Origin of the sequence: Candidatus Phyllobacterium onerii (assembly GCF_028331445.1) — a bacterium.
Taxonomy (GTDB): Bacteria; Pseudomonadota; Alphaproteobacteria; order Rhizobiales; family Rhizobiaceae; genus Phyllobacterium; species Phyllobacterium onerii.
Genome location: NZ_JAQMHX010000021.1, coordinates 38502 through 54902, shown reverse-complemented (window position 1 = coordinate 54902; position 16401 = coordinate 38502). Strand labels below are relative to the sequence as shown.

15 protein-coding genes are annotated in these 16401 nt (G+C 57.5%); 6 read left to right on the top strand and 9 right to left on the bottom strand.

Translation table 11 applies throughout. From position 1 onward, the window contains the following. Positions 1–265: 265 nt before the first annotated feature. Positions 266–5239 (bottom strand): apolipoprotein A-IV repeat region-like domain-containing protein, encoded by a 4974-nt coding sequence (locus PHA01_RS27105; protein WP_271899381.1) that lies wholly within the window; start codon positions 5237–5239, stop codon positions 266–268. A gap of 303 nt (positions 5240–5542) precedes the next feature. Here PHA01_RS27105 and PHA01_RS27100 point away from each other — a divergent pair, with 303 nt between their 5' ends. The 3 genes from PHA01_RS27100 to PHA01_RS27090 all read left to right on the top strand — a co-directional run bounded on the left by PHA01_RS27100 (position 5543) and on the right by PHA01_RS27090 (position 7595). Then, positions 5543–5911, top strand: a complete 369-nt coding sequence (locus PHA01_RS27100; RefSeq protein WP_271899380.1) for an Hpt domain-containing protein — start codon at positions 5543–5545, stop codon at positions 5909–5911. Positions 5912–6059: 148 nt separating this feature from the next. Further along, positions 6060–6380, top strand: a complete 321-nt coding sequence (locus PHA01_RS27095; RefSeq protein WP_271899379.1) for a 2Fe-2S iron-sulfur cluster-binding protein — start codon at positions 6060–6062, stop codon at positions 6378–6380. A gap of 189 nt (positions 6381–6569) precedes the next feature. Continuing rightward, positions 6570–7595 carry an NAD(P)/FAD-dependent oxidoreductase gene (locus tag PHA01_RS27090; RefSeq protein WP_271899378.1) on the top strand — a complete coding sequence of 342 codons (1026 nt, stop codon included), beginning with the start codon at positions 6570–6572 and terminating at the stop codon, positions 7593–7595. A 6-nt stretch (positions 7596–7601) separates the two neighbouring features. Here PHA01_RS27090 and PHA01_RS27085 read toward each other — a convergent pair whose 3' ends face one another. Further along, positions 7602–8219: a DUF922 domain-containing Zn-dependent protease gene (locus tag PHA01_RS27085; protein ID WP_271899377.1), complete on the bottom strand. Its 618-nt coding sequence runs from the start codon at positions 8217–8219 to the stop codon at positions 7602–7604. A 137-nt stretch (positions 8220–8356) separates the two neighbouring features. On the opposite strand from PHA01_RS27085, the gene folP reads away from it, so the two are divergent. Beyond that, entirely contained in the window at positions 8357–9196 is an 840-nt protein-coding gene (folP, locus tag PHA01_RS27080; protein WP_271899376.1) for a dihydropteroate synthase, read from the top strand. Further along, the gene (folK, locus tag PHA01_RS27075) at positions 9193–9705 is read left to right on the top strand and encodes a 2-amino-4-hydroxy-6-hydroxymethyldihydropteridine diphosphokinase (RefSeq protein WP_271899375.1); all 513 of its coding nucleotides are present in this window, start codon (positions 9193–9195) and stop codon (positions 9703–9705) included. The genes folP and folK overlap by 4 nt, the downstream gene beginning before the upstream one ends. Positions 9706–9742: 37 nt before the next feature. Here the strand turns inward: folK and PHA01_RS27070 are convergent, their stop codons facing one another. From PHA01_RS27070 to PHA01_RS27045, 6 genes are all read right to left on the bottom strand, one after another. Further along, a complete protein-coding gene (locus PHA01_RS27070) occupies positions 9743–10279 on the bottom strand; it encodes a hypothetical protein (protein ID WP_271899374.1) in 537 nt (178 codons plus the stop codon). A 106-nt stretch (positions 10280–10385) separates the two neighbouring features. Beyond that, positions 10386–10733 (bottom strand): type II toxin-antitoxin system PemK/MazF family toxin, encoded by a 348-nt coding sequence (locus tag PHA01_RS27065; RefSeq protein ID WP_271899373.1) that lies wholly within the window; start codon positions 10731–10733, stop codon positions 10386–10388. Beyond that, positions 10720–10938: an AbrB/MazE/SpoVT family DNA-binding domain-containing protein gene (locus PHA01_RS27060; protein ID WP_271899372.1), complete on the bottom strand. Its 219-nt coding sequence runs from the start codon at positions 10936–10938 to the stop codon at positions 10720–10722. The genes PHA01_RS27065 and PHA01_RS27060 overlap by 14 nt, the downstream gene beginning before the upstream one ends. 48 nt (positions 10939–10986) lie before the next feature. Then, positions 10987–12069, bottom strand: a complete 1083-nt coding sequence (locus tag PHA01_RS27055) for a YcjF family protein (protein WP_271899371.1) — start codon at positions 12067–12069, stop codon at positions 10987–10989. Beyond that, a complete protein-coding gene (locus PHA01_RS27050) occupies positions 12066–13529 on the bottom strand; it encodes a YcjX family GTP-binding protein (protein WP_271899370.1) in 1464 nt (487 codons plus the stop codon). The genes PHA01_RS27055 and PHA01_RS27050 overlap by 4 nt, the downstream gene beginning before the upstream one ends. A 96-nt stretch (positions 13530–13625) precedes the next feature. Beyond that, positions 13626–14141, bottom strand: a complete 516-nt coding sequence (locus PHA01_RS27045) for a SixA phosphatase family protein (RefSeq protein ID WP_271899369.1) — start codon at positions 14139–14141, stop codon at positions 13626–13628. A gap of 382 nt (positions 14142–14523) precedes the next feature. Here PHA01_RS27045 and dksA point away from each other — a divergent pair, with 382 nt between their 5' ends. After that, positions 14524–14940, top strand: a complete 417-nt coding sequence (dksA, locus tag PHA01_RS27040; protein ID WP_091877580.1) for an RNA polymerase-binding protein DksA — start codon at positions 14524–14526, stop codon at positions 14938–14940. A 193-nt stretch (positions 14941–15133) separates the two neighbouring features. Here the strand turns inward: dksA and PHA01_RS27035 are convergent, their stop codons facing one another. Next, positions 15134–16171: a flagellar biosynthetic protein FliO gene (locus tag PHA01_RS27035; RefSeq protein ID WP_271899368.1), complete on the bottom strand. Its 1038-nt coding sequence runs from the start codon at positions 16169–16171 to the stop codon at positions 15134–15136. Positions 16172–16401: the final 230 nt, after the last annotated feature.

Below are 16401 nucleotides of genomic sequence, written 5' to 3'. Positions count from 1 at the left end.
CAATCCTGTTCATGCCCGCAATGCAGGCAGCGCGAGGACGGGGAGAGTTTGCTTCCTTCTACAAACGCCTCGTCGCTGCCGGCAAAAAGCCAATCCTCGTCCTCGCGGCCGCCATGCGTAAGATTATCGTAACTCTCAATGCAAGGATCAGAGATTGCTATCTTCAACAGAGTTGATGACGGAGTGGGGGCGCCAAACAAGAGAGGTTTAACTTGCCAACAAAAAACGCGGCCGAGGCCGCGTTTTTTTCATCCATATCCGTTGCTTACTTCAGGCGGTTGCTCGCGTGCGCCAGCATCGTATAGACCTTGCCGGTGTCGGACGTCAGGTAGTTCTGGGCCATGACATTGTCGCGGTCGTTGCGCGAAACATCTTCGAGCAGGCGTTCGAAGTCGTCCATGTAACGATCGACGGCGCGTTTGAATTCGCTGTCGCCCTGATACTTGCGCTTGATCTCGTCAAATGTCTGCTGACCCTTGAGCGTGTAGAGACGGCGGGTGAACACGTTGCGTTCGCCAGCGCGATAACGCTGCCAGAGTTCGACCGAAGCCTCATGATCGATCGCGCGGGTAATGTCGATCGACAAGGAGTTCAGCGATTCAACGACTTGGCCAGGCGAGCGTCCGCCAGTCTCGGATGCTTTCGCCTTTGGTTCGGCTTGCGCCTCGTCGCTCGATGCGCGGCGCAAGAGATCCGAAACCCAGCCATTGCCGGCGGGGCGTGCAGCCGGAGCTGCGTTGCCGCGAACATCAAGGCTGCCACGTATTGCAGGTGCTTGTGCCGGCGTAGAAGCCGGTGCGGCTGCCCGCGGGGTGGCTGCTGGTTCGGCACGTTGCGGTTGCGCTGCGACGGCCGATGTACGGGTCGGCGTTGCGGCGCGAACTGCACGGGCTTCACCAACATCCGTCAAACGGCCGGATTTCTGAACGATTTCCGCAAGTTCCTTCAAAGCGTTGATCTGCTCGGATACCGCCTTGCGCATTTGCGCAGTCGACTGCTTGGCTTCTTCCGGCATATCCATGACGCCGCGCTGCAGCTCGGAACGAGTTTCCTCCAGCTCGGCGCGGATGGCAGCAGAGGAGCGGCGGATTTCGTCCGTGGCATTGGCGAACTTCTGCGATGCCTGCTCGACGACTTCCGAGATCGAGGTGCGGATCTGTTCGGTCGTCTGTGTTGCCCGGCCTTCGGCACGGTCGAATGCCGACGAAACCAGCGATTCGAACGAACGCATGGTCTTTTCGACGCTTTCTGACTTCGCGATCAAGCCGGCGGCAAGCTTCTGCAGTGCCTCCTGACGCTCGTCGAAGGTCGATGCGAGGTTAGTTTGCGATGCGTTGATGAGTTCGGAAGCCTTGTCGAGCATGCTGCCATGTTCTTCGAAGCTCTTCGCGATGGCGGAAATATCCGTAAGCGTCGAGTTCGAAAGTTGCGAGAGCTTTCCGAGATTGCCGTCGATGAGACGGGTCGATGTCTGGAACGACTCCGCGGCTTTCGTTGCGTTTTCGGCAAAGGTTGTCGTCGTGTCGAGTAGACGTCCGTCGATATCGCCGAGGTTCTTGGTCGCCATATCGATCAGCTCGCCAAGCTTCGCATTGGAAGCGGAGAGGCGATCGATCAGATTGCTGACATCGTCGGTGAGGCCAGCCTTTGCCGCCTGAACGGCAGTGATGGTCTCGGCCGTGCGGCTGGCGATCGCATTGATCAGGGCGGCGTTCTCGACGCGCAGGCGTTCCGTTGCTGCCGTTGTTGCCTCTACCAGCTGCGAAGCGAGTGTGCGGCCGTTGTCGGCAAGGCTGTCCACCAGCGGCTGCGCCGTATTGTCGAGGATGCCGATAATCTCCTGCGAGCGTGCAGCGAGAACTTCGTTGAGCTCGCGCGTGCTTTCCGCAAGCTTCGACGCGGTCGAATCCGTTGCGGCGGAGAAGCGCGCTTCGAGTGCTTCCAGGTTGGCGGCTGCTTCGCGAGCCCGTTCACCGAGACGCTTTTCGGTTTCCGCGAGGCTTTCATTCATGCGCAGGCTGAATGCCTCGCCATGGCCGTCGAGCGCTTCGCCGGCCTTCTGTGCCTCGCCGGTGAGCGAAGAGGCGGCTTCGGTGATCTTGTCACGCAGGCTGCGTGCGACAACCGTCGCACTCTGTTCAAGCGACTTGCGCACATTATCGACGCCCATCTCCAGAGCGTTTTGCATGGTCGTTGTGCGCTCGTCGATGGTTCCGCCATGGTTTTCGAAGGCCTTGGCCAGCACATCTGCGCTGTCCTGCAGGATCGCTTGAAGTGCAACCGTACGGTCGCTGATGGCGCTCGCCTGGTTGTCGAGCGTCTTGCCGATAGCGGCGTTGCCTTGCTCCATGGCGGTGCGGATGCCGGCAATGCGGTCATCGAGCAATCCGGCATGTTCGTTTAACGTATCGCCAATACGGGTATCGCTGTCAGCAAGCGCGATGCGGATCGCAGCGGCCCGCTCCTCAAGGGCGCCGATATGCGATGCCAGTGTATCACCGAACTGGTTGTTGCCATTGTCGAGTGCGGCGCGGATACCTGCCGCACGTTCCTCGATGTCATTCGCATGCCGGCTGAGTGTATTCGCAATCTGACTGTTGCTGTTATCCAGCACAGAACGGATACCCGACGTGCGCTCCTCGATATCGTTTGCATGCTGGGCAAGCGTTTCGCCGATGCGTGCATGGGTATTTTCGAGCGCCGACTGGATGCCGGCGGTGCGTTCGTCGAGCGAACTCGCATGCGAGGCGAGGGTCTGACCGATCCGCTGATCGCTGTTGCTCAGCGCCTGCTCGATGCCTGCAGTACGATCCTCGATGGCGCTTGCATGGGATGTCAGCACATCACTGATCCGCGCATCACTGCTGGTGAGTGCCGATTCAATGCGGTTCGTCCTGTCATCGACCGAGTCGATGAAACCACCCAGCGTTTCATCGATGCGTGTGCCGCTTGCGAGCAATGTCGACTGAATTTCCGCGTTGCGGGAGTCGATAGCCTGCGTATGCGCCGCCAATGTCTCGGATAGCTTGCCGTCGCTGCTCGACAGGGCCAGCTGGATTTCCTGGTTGCGCTCGTCAAGGCTCTTGGCATGGTGGTCGAGAGTCTGCGCAATTTTGGCGTGCGTGTCGACAAATGCCGCGCGCATGCCGGATGTCCGGTCTTCGAAGATCTTGGCATGAGCATCGAGCGTCTGGCCGATCCGGGAATCGTTGGCCTGAATAGCCGCTTCGATGGTGGAGCTACGCAGATCGATCGTGCGCGCATGCTCATCCAGCGTTTCGCGGATCTTCGCATCCGTATCGGAGAATGCAGCGTGCATGCCCGATGTGCGGTCTTCGATCGCCTTGGCGTGCTGCTCGAGCGTTGCGCCGATGCGTGCGTCATTGTCATCGAGCGCAGCGCGCAGGCCCGAGGCCTGATTTTCGAGAGATGAGCCATGGCTCCCGATGATCTGGCCGATGGCGGCGGTGCTGCTTTCGAGAATGGTCTTGAGGTTCGAGGTATGACCGCCGATCTGGCCGGCCTGTTCGCGAATGACGTCGGCGGCACGATCTGTCTCTGCCGACAGCGTTGCGGCGAGTGCCTCGCGGCTTTCAACCAGTTTATCGGCAAAGGCCGCCGCATTGGTGGAGAGGAGGCTGCCGACCGAGTCGGACAGGCTCGACAGGTCATTGCCGATCTTTGCCTTGGTTTCGTCGACGATTCCGTCGATCGAAGCGCGGCCATCCGTGAAGGTCTTGGCGATATCGCGGGTACGCTCGATCAGCTGTTCGTTGATCTGGCGGGCACGGGCTTCCAGCGCCGAGTTGAGGCGTTCGGTGCTTGTATCCAGCGACTGCGCACGGGTTTCGAACTCCGCAAGTAGCGAGCGGCCACGTTCGTTGATCGTGGTCTCGAGCCCGGCGAGGCGCGTATCGAATTCGCCCACAAGCGTCTGTGTGGCATTGCCGAGCAGCGACAGCATGCTGTTGGTGCGGCCGTCCAGCGTATCGGCAAGTTTCATCGTTACGGCATCGGTCTGTTCGGACAGGGCAGCAATGCGCATTTCCAGAAGGTTTGCAAAGGCTTCGCCGGAAGTGCTGATCTTGTGTGAAATGTCGTCGGAACGCGAAACGATCGATTCGGAAATCGTCTGTCCACTCTGGGTCAGGCGGTCGATAAGCGTTTCGCCGGACTGGCTGATCGACATGGTCAGGTTGGTCGAAGCATTGGCGAGATTGTCGCGCAATGAATCGCCCGCTTGTGACAGTTCGTCCTTCAATTGCTCGTGCGCGCTCGAAATCGAGGCGCGGACGCGTTCGGCATGGCCGATCACCGATTCACGTTCGCCGCCGAGACGGTCGACCAGTGTGCGGATGCGATATTCATTGTCCGTATAGACGCGTTCGAGCTGGTTGACTTCAGTCTGCACGAGCGTTTCGAGTTCAACGGCACGGGCGAGGGTCCGTTCGACACCTTCACTCATGGCTGCGACTTCGCGGCGTACGGCCTGACCAAGCGAGGCTACGCGGTCCGAAGACATCATTTCGGGTTCTGACAGGCGCATCGCCGCTTCGGCCATAGAGCGCGCCGCGTATTGCATTTCCTGGGCTCGCCGGATCATGACTGCGAAGGCCCAGAACAGCATGATCGGCACGATAATGGCAACGAGCATGGCAATTGCGTGCGGTGCCGCAGCAAAATCTGCGAAGGAGCGAATTGACCGCACCTCGGTGCCGTAAAGTGCGTTGCCGAGTGCGAGGACAGCCGCTGCCCAAAGGACGCTGACGATGACCGTTAACAAACCGTAGGATTTTGGCGCCGGTACATTGCTGGCTGTGCGCGACACCGTCGCTGTCTGCAACAGGTCGTCATTTGCCGGCTTGAAAGTCTGTGCGAGCACGGCCGGCGCTTTTGGCGGCGCGGGCGGTGCGGCCGGAATAGGGTTGGCAGCCTTGATCTGCGGCTTTGGTGCAGGCAGAGGAATCGGTGGCTCAGTGGAAACAGGCGCTTTGATTTCTGGCGCTTTCACGGGTTCCGGCGTCGCTGGCGGGTCAAGTTTTTCCGCTGCCAGTTCCTGGGCTGCCTGCGATATCTGCGCTTCCAGATCAGTGAAGGACAAGAGTTCGTCATCGATAGGTGACAAATCCATATCCATCCCAAGCGTGGACTCATCGAAATCGATTTCGAGAGCCTTTTCAAGAGCTTGTCCGAGTTCGTCGTCGGCCTTCACTGCTTTGCTTTTCGGGGCTGTGGCCATGTTTTCCTCACAATATTGGGCGGTGACCACATGTGAAGCCCACCGCACCATACTCTCTACGCCGCTACTGTATCGTACTGGCACATGGATTGGAAAGAAACAATGGATTCGGGAAATGCTTAAAAGTTTAAACACAAGGTTAATTTTTTGAGGTCGCAGGAAATTTCACTTGGAAGCCAAAATTTACCTTTTGTTCACCATAACCGGCCATTTCCCCGCAGCGCTTGCCACGTTTTAACCTTGAATCAGAGGCATTTGAGTAAACTTGTTAGTTCAATTGTAAAGCGTTCAGGAGAGTACCCAATGGCACAACAAGCATCGATGGCCTTTGCATCGCCGGGAGGTGAAAAGTCGAAGCCATCGCGCAAGCGGCCAATCGATCTCGTCCATTTGACACGCGAGACGTTCGGCAACCGGGCCCTCGAAACCGAAATCCTCAACCTGTTTTCCCGCCAGACATGCGGCATCGTCGATCGGCTGGTACACGCCAACCCGGACGAACGCGTTCGTCTCGCCAAATCGTTGAAGGGTTCGGCCCATGCGGTCGGAGCGTTTCGCGTCGCCGAGATGGCCGAAGCCATCGAACAGGCGCCAAGCGACACGAAGAAAATCAAGGATATGGGACCGGTCATCGACGATGTCCGCGATTATATAGCCGCTATAACGCGCTAGCATCAAAGTCGGTAGAAACGCTCGACGTCCACCATACACTGGCGCCTCGATGCGGTCGATCAATAGCGGCTGCGTCAGGGAATACAATTGACTTGCCAGCCAAAATCCCTATGTGAGCGGTAACTTTCCTGCTTTGGGGCGAATTTTTATGGCAAAGATCACTTTTGTCACTCATGACGGTGCGCGTATTGAAACGAACGCGGAAAACGGTTCGACCGTGATGGAAAATGCCATCCGCAATGCGGTGCCGGGCATCGATGCGGAATGCGGTGGGGCCTGCGCCTGCGCCACGTGCCACGTCTATGTGGATGAAGAGTGGACCTCCACGACCGGCGAGCCCGAAGCGATGGAAGAGGACATGCTGGATTTCGCTTATGATGTACGTCCAAACTCGCGTCTGTCGTGTCAGATCCGTGTTTCCGACGACCTGGATGGTCTCGTCCTACAAGTTCCGGAACGTCAGGCGTAAAGCCTGCTGATATTTTCTCATCGACCGATTAGAATATGTCCGTTGCGGGCCAATTTGGCAGGCGAGGGGAACGCATTCTCTTGACCTTGGCGAGTGCAATCGTTACGCGCTTGGCAGCCCGCGTGTCCCGGACACGCCAGCCATACCCCTTTTTCCATCAGCGCGGCATGTAGGCATGAGGAATTTTCGATGAGTGAGATTATCAAAACCGATGTTGTGATCATTGGCGCCGGGCCCGTCGGTCTGTTCGCCGTGTTCGAGCTTGGCCTTTACGATCTCAAATGCCATCTCATCGATATCCTGGATCGTCCGGGCGGCCAATGCGCCGAGCTTTATCCGGAAAAGCCGATCTACGACATACCGGCTTGGCCGGTCATTAGCGGGCACGATCTCACTGAAAAGCTGATGGAGCAGATCAAGCCGTTTGCGCCGCAGTTCCATTTCAATCGCATGGTGACGAAGCTGGAGCGCCAGGCCGATGGCTCATTCCACGTCGAAACCGACGAGGCGGAGGTGTTCGAAGCCAAGGTCGTGGTCATCGCTGCCGGCGGCGGCTCTTTCCAGCCGAAGCGCCCACCGGTACCGGGCATTGAAGCCTATGAGGGCAAAAGTGTCTTCTATTCCGTGCGCCGCATGGAAGAATTTCGCGATCAGGACATCTTGATTGTCGGTGGCGGCGACAGCGCGCTCGATTGGGCGCTGAACCTGCAGCCGATTGCGCGCAGTCTCACAGTCGTTCATCGCCGCGCCGAATTTCGTGCGGCTCCCGACAGTGTCAAGAAGATGTTCGAACTGGTTGAAAGCGGCAGCGTGCGTTTCGAACTCGGTCAGGTTTCCGGTCTCAAAGGCGAGGATGGCCAGCTGACCCATGCAACGATCAAGGGTGGCGAGGGCGAGACCGATATTCCGGTCACGCGTCTGCTGCCGTTCTTCGGCTTGACCATGAAGCTCGGGCCCATAGCCGATTGGGGGCTTAACCTGCACGAAAATCTCATTCCGGTCAGTGTCGAAACATTCGAGACATCGGAGCCCGGCATTTTCGCCATCGGCGACATCAATACCTATCCCGGCAAGTTGAAGCTGATACTCTCCGGCTTCCATGAAGCGGCGTTGATGACACAGGCCGCCAAGCACATCGTCAGTCCAGGCGAGCGTATTGTGTTCCAGTACACAACCTCATCGACCAGCCTGCAAAAGAAGCTCGGCGTTAACTGACGCCAATCAAGGGCTTTTTGCGAATTCGCGCTGGAGCCGGAAGACAAGAAGCCGTTCAAAGCGACTGTCAAAGTTAATGGCTTCGACGCGGTCGAACTGGATTTGCGCAAGGTCGTGCTTGCGCATCAATTTTGTAGTCAGCGCATCGATGTCAGCCTTCATGGCGGTGCAATCGCTGCGCCATGGCAGCGCCTTGATCGCCCTCTCCATATCGCCTGCAGCTGTGCGCGCGATGACGATATGACTCTCCTCGTGCCGCTTTATGTCCGCCGACAGCGTATCCCAGATCAGCGCAAGGTCCGGTTTCGCCGTACGGCGCTGTTTCCAGCGTGGGAGATAAACGTGGGCGTGAACGACGACATTCGCATCGACCACCCGGCAGTTCCTGCCGTCGGAACCATATTTTATCTTGTTGGTGAAGCGCATCTTCGTCATGCCCGGGTGACGCTGGCCAGTCTTTTGCAAGACAGGACCCCGACGATACAGTTCGCGGTCAAGGTCTGCGGCAGTGGTGCCGCTTAGGGTGAAATATTCATAGCTTCGCAGGACTGTCGCTGCATCAGCAATTGGCATGGCAACTACTAGGCCGATTGCGAGTGCGGCAGCTCTGGCCATTAGGTTCATGACATATGTTTCCTTGCTTCAAGCCAAACTCTGCACGATCCAGACACTATCGTCAAAAACATTGCGGATGAATTGACGTTGCATGCGTTCTGTTCAAAAACAGAACAATGATACGTGAAGCATGATGGGAGCGCGCGATGCAAAGAGAATGGAAACTGGCACATGGCCGGTCTCTGACGTTGGGTGACCGCGCACTGATCATGGGCGTGCTTAACGTCACACCGGACTCCTTTTCCGACGGCGGTGTGCATTATTCTCTGGATCAGGCTCTGGAGGGCGCGCGGGAGATGATCGCCGAGGGCGCATCGATCATCGATGTTGGCGGCGAATCGACCCGGCCCGGCGCTACGCGCGTCGAACCGGCCGTCGAGCAATCGCGCATTCTGCCCGTGATTGAAGCGCTGGTGAAAGAAACGGATATCATCATCTCCGTCGATACCTATCGTGAAGAGACCGCCCGCCTTGCCGTAGCGGCCGGCGCTCATATCGTCAACGATGTCTGGGGTGTGCAGCGCGAGCCTGCCATCGCTGATCTCGCGGTGGAAACCGGAGCAGGGCTTGTCATCATGCATACGGGTCGCGAGCGGGAACGCGACCCCGATGTCATCGTCGACCAGTTCGCCTTTCTCAACCGTTCGCTGGAAATTGCCAAGGTCGCTGGTGTTTCGCGCGACCAGATCGTACTCGATCCAGGTTTCGGCTTTGCCAAGGACACTGCCGAAAACATTGCGCTGATGGATCGCTTTGTGGAACTCGAGGCGTTCGGTTATCCATTTCTTGTCGGTACCTCGCGCAAGCGTTTCCTGCGTGCCACTTCCGGCGGCGAGCAGCAGGAATGGGATATCGCCACGGCCGCTTCGTCAGCGATATTGCGGATTGCCGGTGCCGATATTTTCCGGGTGCATAATGTCGCGATGAGCCAAAGCGCGCTGTCGCTGGCGGATGCGGTATTGCAATCGCGCAGATCAAGGCAATGACCGCCTTGAAGCAAAAAGCGTGGCTCGGGCTTGGCGGCAATATCGGCGATCCGGTGGCTTCGATGGCCAAGGCATTGCGGGCGCTGAACGAGCGCAGTGAAACGCGTGTTCTCAGTGTGTCGCCGGTCTACAAGACGCCGCCATGGGGCAAGACGGATCAGGCATGGTTTCACAATGCCTGCGCCGAAGTCGAGACTTCGCTCGATCCGGAAGCGCTACTCGCAGCTTGTCTCGATGTGGAAAAGCACTTGAAACGTCAGCGGCTCGAACGCTGGGGACCACGGATCATCGATATCGATGTGCTGGCCTATGAAGGCCTTGAGGAATTTGAAAGTACGACTCTGATCTTGCCACACCCGCGCATGACCGAGCGCGCCTTCGTGATGGTGCCACTCGCCGATATCGCACCGGATTTGGCGGTCAGCGGCAAGACCGTCGCGCAATGGGCTGCACTTTGCGACAGAACCGGCGTCGAAACTGCGCGCGATGATGCAGACTGGTGGAAATGAACGATTTTGTGCCTTCCGGTCAGGCTGTCAAAGATTGTTAGTTCTTGGCGATACTGCCAACAGCCCTTGCATCAACGCGTTTCAGCGTCATACCTACAACCGGGATCAGCGCCTCTTCGAGCCGCACAGAAATCGTGACGTTCATCGTGTTGTCATCGTTGAACTTGGCCAGCATGGCGCCGTTCAATTGTTTGCGGCTGATGGCGAGCACCACGCGGTTGCCGGAGACATTACCGCCAGTGATGTCAAGACCTTTGCCGGCTGAACCATCGAGAAAGCTGCCCTTGTAGCTATTGCCAGCGCGAACGATCGTTGCCTTCATCGGCTGGTTGAAAATGCCGACGCGGCAGCTGCCGTCCAGTGTCATGCCGGCTTTTTCCGCTGGCGTGGTCCCATCGAGCGTGCAGACGAATTTGGTGCCCTTGTATTTGCCGGCAACGATCTCGCCGGGACCGACCCATTGACCTTCCACGGTCTGGAAAAATTCGGCGTCCTTATCCTTGGCTTGCGCCGGCGACACCAGAAACGCGCAGGCAAACAGGGACAGGGTAGCGGCTGCTGCGCTTCTTTTCATAGACAAGACTCAACACAAATCATTGGAATGGGCACTTAGGCGATCATCGTTTGGAATGGTTAATGGATGGTTGCCATTCAGTGCTTATTGGAATGAAAAGGAACCTTCAAGGGGAGGGTGGAGCGATATTCTTGCATATCTCCTGCATAACCAACGTCAGCAGTTCGTTTGATATCTCGCCAATAATTTCCGCATCGCGTTTTTCTATGGTTGCGATTTTCGTGGGTCTTATCAGCGACACAATGGGCAGTCCGGTACCTTCAAGCAATTGAATTGTCTGATCTCCTGGCCACTTGCGGTTTTCGGCGCTTGTTATCATAACAACCCATAACAAGGCATTATCCTTGCCAATTTCTCCACGCGAAACAACCAGAGCGGGTCGGTGTTGCCGTGTATTTTTATCGGTATAGGGAAATGGAACCTTTACAACGTGGCCCGCCCTAAAGATCGCCATAAGCTCTCCGGTCCGCCTCGGAATTCCATTCCTCAAAAGTTGCAAAGGGATTGTCGCCCGATGTTTCTGCTGCGTGCTTGACCAGGATGACCTTTTCGCCTTCGATCTTGTATTCGATATGATCGCCTTCGACGAGATGCAGGGCTGCTCTCACCGGCTGGGGTATTGTCGTCTGCGCTTTGCTGGTTATTTTGCTCGTTATCATGCTTCACCTAATAAGAATGGGCATCCTTACAATGTAAGGAACGATTTGTCAATTTTCACCCTTCTTCCCGCCACCAATACGCGCCAGATCGCCAATAAAATCGCCGATACTCGGGCGCCTTTCCGCACTGAACGGGAAGGGCCGTACAAGGTCCATGGCAGAGATGCCGATGCGCGCTGTCATCAATCCATTGATGACGCCTTCGCCGAGCCGCGCGGAAAGCCGTGCTGCCAGACCGTGGCCGACCAGTTGCTGGATGATGCTGTCACCCATCGCCACCGTGCCGGTGACGGCGAGATGCGCAATGACATTGCGTGTGAGTTTGAGGAAGCCAAGAGTGCCCGGCCGGCCGCCGTAAAGCTCCGAAAGCCGCCGGATCAGACGCGTGGACTCGAAAACCACATAGCCGATGTCGACCAGCGCGCGCGGACTGACTGCGGTGACTATCGAGACGCGTTTTGAGGCGGCAAGGATCATCTCCCGCGCCTGCCGGTCGAGGGGGCGGAGCAGTTCGGTTTCAGTGAGCCGGATCAGGTCGCGGCCGTCGATCACATCATCGCGCAGATCGTGCAAAAGTGCACGGCCCTTCGCCGTAGCGGGGAGGGTTTCGGCGATGGAGACAAGTTTGCCGACAACTGCTTTCGCCGCTCGAGCATCATTATCCGCCGCAGCCTTGGCAGCCTCATCGCGCAAGTGCTGCACCGAGGCGAGGCGGCGCAAGGCCAGCCCTTCGCGCAGGACAATGGCAATCAGCGCGAAGGCTGCAACCACACTGACGCCAAGCGCCACCCAGCCCAGCCATGGCGCACGCTCGAACAACGTACGAATGAGGTTGTCGGCCCACAGGCCCAGCGCCAGCGATACGAGCACTCCGAGGGCGCCAGTGAGCAGGGAGGCGAAAGAAAAACGCTTTTTCTGTGCGAGTGCAGGCGGCGGGGTCAGCGCATCGAGTTCGTTCGCGGTCTCCGGATCGAGGTCGAAGACGTCGACGGCTGCCGGTGTTATCACCGCGACATCCTTGATCGCTGTCGGCTTGCGCTGTTGCGGAGCGCGCGCCTTCTGCGGATCGGCGATTTGCTCTGGCTGGTCGAGCCGAAAGGAAGCAGGTTTGCGGGCGTTGTTATCCGTCATGCGAGGCGATCTCCTATGAGGAATTGTAGCGCGCGATCGAGCCTTATATGCGGCAGCGACAGGGTGAGGCCTTCCGCGGTCTTCTCCAGCCGGGGCGGGCGGAAGCGGACGAAACGAATAGCAGGGTCTTCGGAAACCCTCTCCGGATGTTCAAAGATCGAGTCCGGTTTTGCCGGCAAGTCACCGGGAAATATGGCTGTTTCGGTTTTGCCATCGAATGTCTCGCCGTTGATGGTCTCGCCTTTCAGCGGCGTTCCGATGATGACCGGGAGCGTTTCCTTGCCCTGCGTCACCGTCGCTTCGCGCGTGGTACGTACCGCTGCCATCGCCAGCACGTCGACGGTTGCACCAGAAAAATCGGCGCGGCTGACGGCGCGGTCGACCAATCGCCGGACGATGGCCTGTAGCCGGTCGTGGCTCTCGTGGTGCAAATGATCGGCCTTGGTTGCGGCAACGAGAATGCGGCTGATGCGTCGTTGCACAAGGCCCGTCAGGAAATTCGTGCTGCCGGGGCGAAAGCACGAAAGGATTTCCGTCAACGCTCGCTCCAGATCAGCCACGGCCGACGGCCCGGCATTCATTGCCTGCATGGCATCGACAAGGACGATCTGCCGGTCGAGCCGAGCAATGTGCTCGCGGAAGAACGGCTTTACTACATGGGTTTTGTAGGCTTCGTACCGCCGCTCCATCATTGCCGCCAACGAGCCGGGACGCGGTTTACCAGCATCAAGGTTCGGCAATGGAGCGAAGGTAAGCGCTGGTGATCCGTCAAGGTCCCCCGGCATCAGGAAGCGGCCAGGCGGTAACGTCGACAACGCGCGTTCGTCAGCCTTTCCAGCTTTCAGATATTCTGTGAAGCTCTTTGCCAGGCGCTGCGCCGTCATTTCATCTGCGTTCGCATCCGCCTCGGCATCGTTCGACACCTTGAACCAGTCCGCTGCAAGATCGCGGTGGCTTTCGAGTTGGGCGAGCTCAAACGAATCTCTGGAAAACTCCGCATAAGTTTTACCAAGCAGCGGGAGATCCAGCAGCCATTCACCGGGATAATCGACGATATCGACCGAAAGCTTGCCGCCGGAGAACATGCGGTTCCACATCGACGCGGATTCATATTCGATCGTCAGACGCAGTTCGGAGATTGCCCGCGTCGAGTCCGGCCAGACGCGTTCGTCGATGAGTGCTTTCAGATGATCCTCATATTGAAAGCGGGGGACTGCATCGTCGGGCTGCTCTTCGAGATAGGCGCGGGCGATGCGTCCGGATTTCTGTGCTTCAAACAATGGCAGGCGGCCGCCATGGATCAGATTATGCACCAGCGCGGTGATGAAGACCGTCTTGCCGGCACGAGAAAGGCCGGTGACACCGAGCCTCAGCGATGGCGACATGAGCCCGCTGGTGCGGTCGGCCAGCGTATCGAGCGCGATCTTTGCTTCGTCGGTAAGTGTCGTCAGTGTTCCCAAATCAACCGTCCTATGGCCGCGGCGCAGTCTTGATCTTTATCCCTTGGCTCAGCCCATTTGGGTGTCTGGCGTGTCAAAGGCAAGAAAATGATGATCTTACAAATGTGTTGAGGGAGAAAAGAAAGCCTGCAATGTCCCGGTTCCCGGGCGGATTTCTGCAAGCGGACAGTCGAACTGAATGACAGCCAGGGCGGCGGTCGGAAACCCGGATACGAAGGTCGGATGGCTGGGAGGACTGCCGCGGCCGGCGAGGGCGGTGGCCAGTTCCTCCATCATCGGGTTGTGACCGACCAGCATCACGGAGTTGGCTGCTTCGTGTTCGAGCCCGGCCATGCGGATCGCCATGAGATAGGCGTCAGGACCGGCCGAATAGAGTCTTTCGGATTCCTCGAGTATGAAGGGAGATTGGATATCGACATACTCAAGGGTTTGTCGCGCCCTGATCGCGGGGGAACATAAAACGATCTCCGGTTTCATTCCGGAGCGCCTGAGCTCCTCTCCCAGGACTTTGGCGGCTTCGATGCCGTCCGTATCGAGCGTCCGGTCGAAGTCTTTCTGGCCGGGGGATGGCCAGACTGCTTTTGCATGCCGCAGCAAATAAACCTGGCTCATCTTGCAACTCCCTGATGATATCGCTCAAACAGGTGCCATGCTTCCCCGAAAGACGCAAACTTTGGATAAAATCTCTGCGGCAAATGTGACAATTATCAAATAATTGTGCAAAACAGGCCTGTCGAATTTCTGGGCGGCATGCATTTTTGCAAGGCAGGCTACAACCGGTAGTAGAGCCTTGGAGCTATAAAATGCCGAAATTTGCCCTCGTTTCTTCGTATTTCTGGTTAGAAAATCGATGAATCCCGCCATTTTTGCCGATAATTTGGGCAAAAAATCATGATTTCTTTCTTTGATTTACATGTCTTTTTGTAGTTGTGCGCCAATCTGACACGACCTATATAGGCCTCCTCGCGTCTTACAGGTGCAGGGTGATTCAAAGATGAATAAACTGATCGATCTTGACTACAAGCCCACGGATGACGAGCCCTTCATGAGTGATCGGCAGAAATCCTACTTTCGTGAAAAACTGATCAACTGGAAAAATGATATTCTGCGGGAGGCGCGTGAAACGCTTGAGATCCTGCAGCAGGAAAATGCCAATCTGCCGGATATCGCAGACCGTGCATCGTCCGAAACGGACCGCGCCATCGAGCTTCGGGCCCGTGACCGCCAGCGCAAGCTAATCTCCAAGATCGACGCCGCCCTACAACGCATCGACGATGGGACCTACGGTTTTTGCGAGGAAACCGGCGATCCGATCAGCTTGAAGCGTCTTGACGCGCGTCCTATCGCAACCTTGTCAATCGAAGCCCAGGAACGTCACGAACGGCGCGAGAAAGTCTATCGCGACGACTGAGCTGCAATCCCCATCAATAAAAAAGGCCCGGTTTTTCCGGGCCTTTTTTTGTGGTGATTAAGCAGTACGGGAATTCAGCCTGATGAGGCAGATGGTGTGGTTTTCGAGAACCGGAGCGGAGTGGGCTTTTTCGTCCATGGGCGCCGGAAGCACAGAAAATCGCGTCATGTGCCCAACAGGGTGGATTATCCCCTCAACGCTTCTCAGGTCGGGATAGATCTCCTAGAAGCCGTTCCATCTCGTCCTCGATGCTGTCCTGTTTTTCAGGCTTTGCTTCCTTGCCGGGTGCGATGTTGAGTTCGCTTCCGAGATCTGTTTCGAATGCATCGCTGAAGTCCATATCACCCAAGGTTATTTCAGATTCTTCCGTTTCTACGGACGCGTCGAATGTCGGTTCCTTGACGGCTGCCGCCGGTTCGTTGCGCACGGCGAAGGGGAAGGCAGCGGCAGTCGTCGTTCTGGTTTCCGATGCAGCTACCTCCCTGGCAGGTTCTGGCGTGTCTATCTTCGGCTCGGCGCGAGGCACGGTTCCAAAGGATGGCGAAGCGGTTCGTTGCCAGCCATTGTCCTGCGTCGGTGCACTGACAGCCGGTGGCTCGTTCGAAGCAACGGCCGCTGCTACCGGGGCCTTCGCTGCCGGTGGAACGGGTTGCATGGGGGGCGTGGGTGGCAAGGGGACAGGTTGCTCGGCCTGTCTCGGTGGTTCAGGCGGCCGTCTTGGCGGCTCCGATTGCTGCGGCGGTGCCGGACGCAGCGGTATCTGCGGCGCTGGCGCTGTCTGAACAGGTGGGGGAGGCGTGTGAACTGGAGGGGCTGGAGATGCGATACGGGGCTGTGCGCGAGGTGGCGCTTCCGCGACTTTCGGCTCTGGCTTCGGTTCAGGAATTCTCGGCTCGGGCTCGGGCATTGGCGGTTCGACCCGCGGCTGTCGCGCGAACTGGCGAATGTTTTGTTCGATCACCAGGTCGCTGGGGCCACCGATCAGGATCAGATGCTCGACATCGTCGCGGCGCACGAGTACCAGCCGCCTGCGATTATCGACAGCTGCGGCGTCAGTAACCGAGAGACGGACCTGCCGGTTGCGCCCGCCGGCAACGAATGTTCCACCCGTCACCCGCCGCAATATGGCGAATACCAGTAGAAGCAGGGCGATGACCAGAATGAACAGAAGAATAAATCCCACGATGGGGGCAGCGCTTTCGCCAACAATAGTGGCAAGCCAAGCGTTCATGATAAACTCTCCTTGTGCGTTCTTCGGGCCCAAAACTTGTTCCCCGACATGGGCTTCGAAGCATTACTTTATGCGACACTAGTGCGTGCAATTGTTAGCCGCAACCCTAACGCATTTCCCGCTTGTTTAGTACGGATTGTCTACACGCGATATTGGATATTCTAAATCGGAATTCGTGCGAAACCGTGGAATAATCGCGGTCATATGAAGGATGGGGTTTATACAGGGTC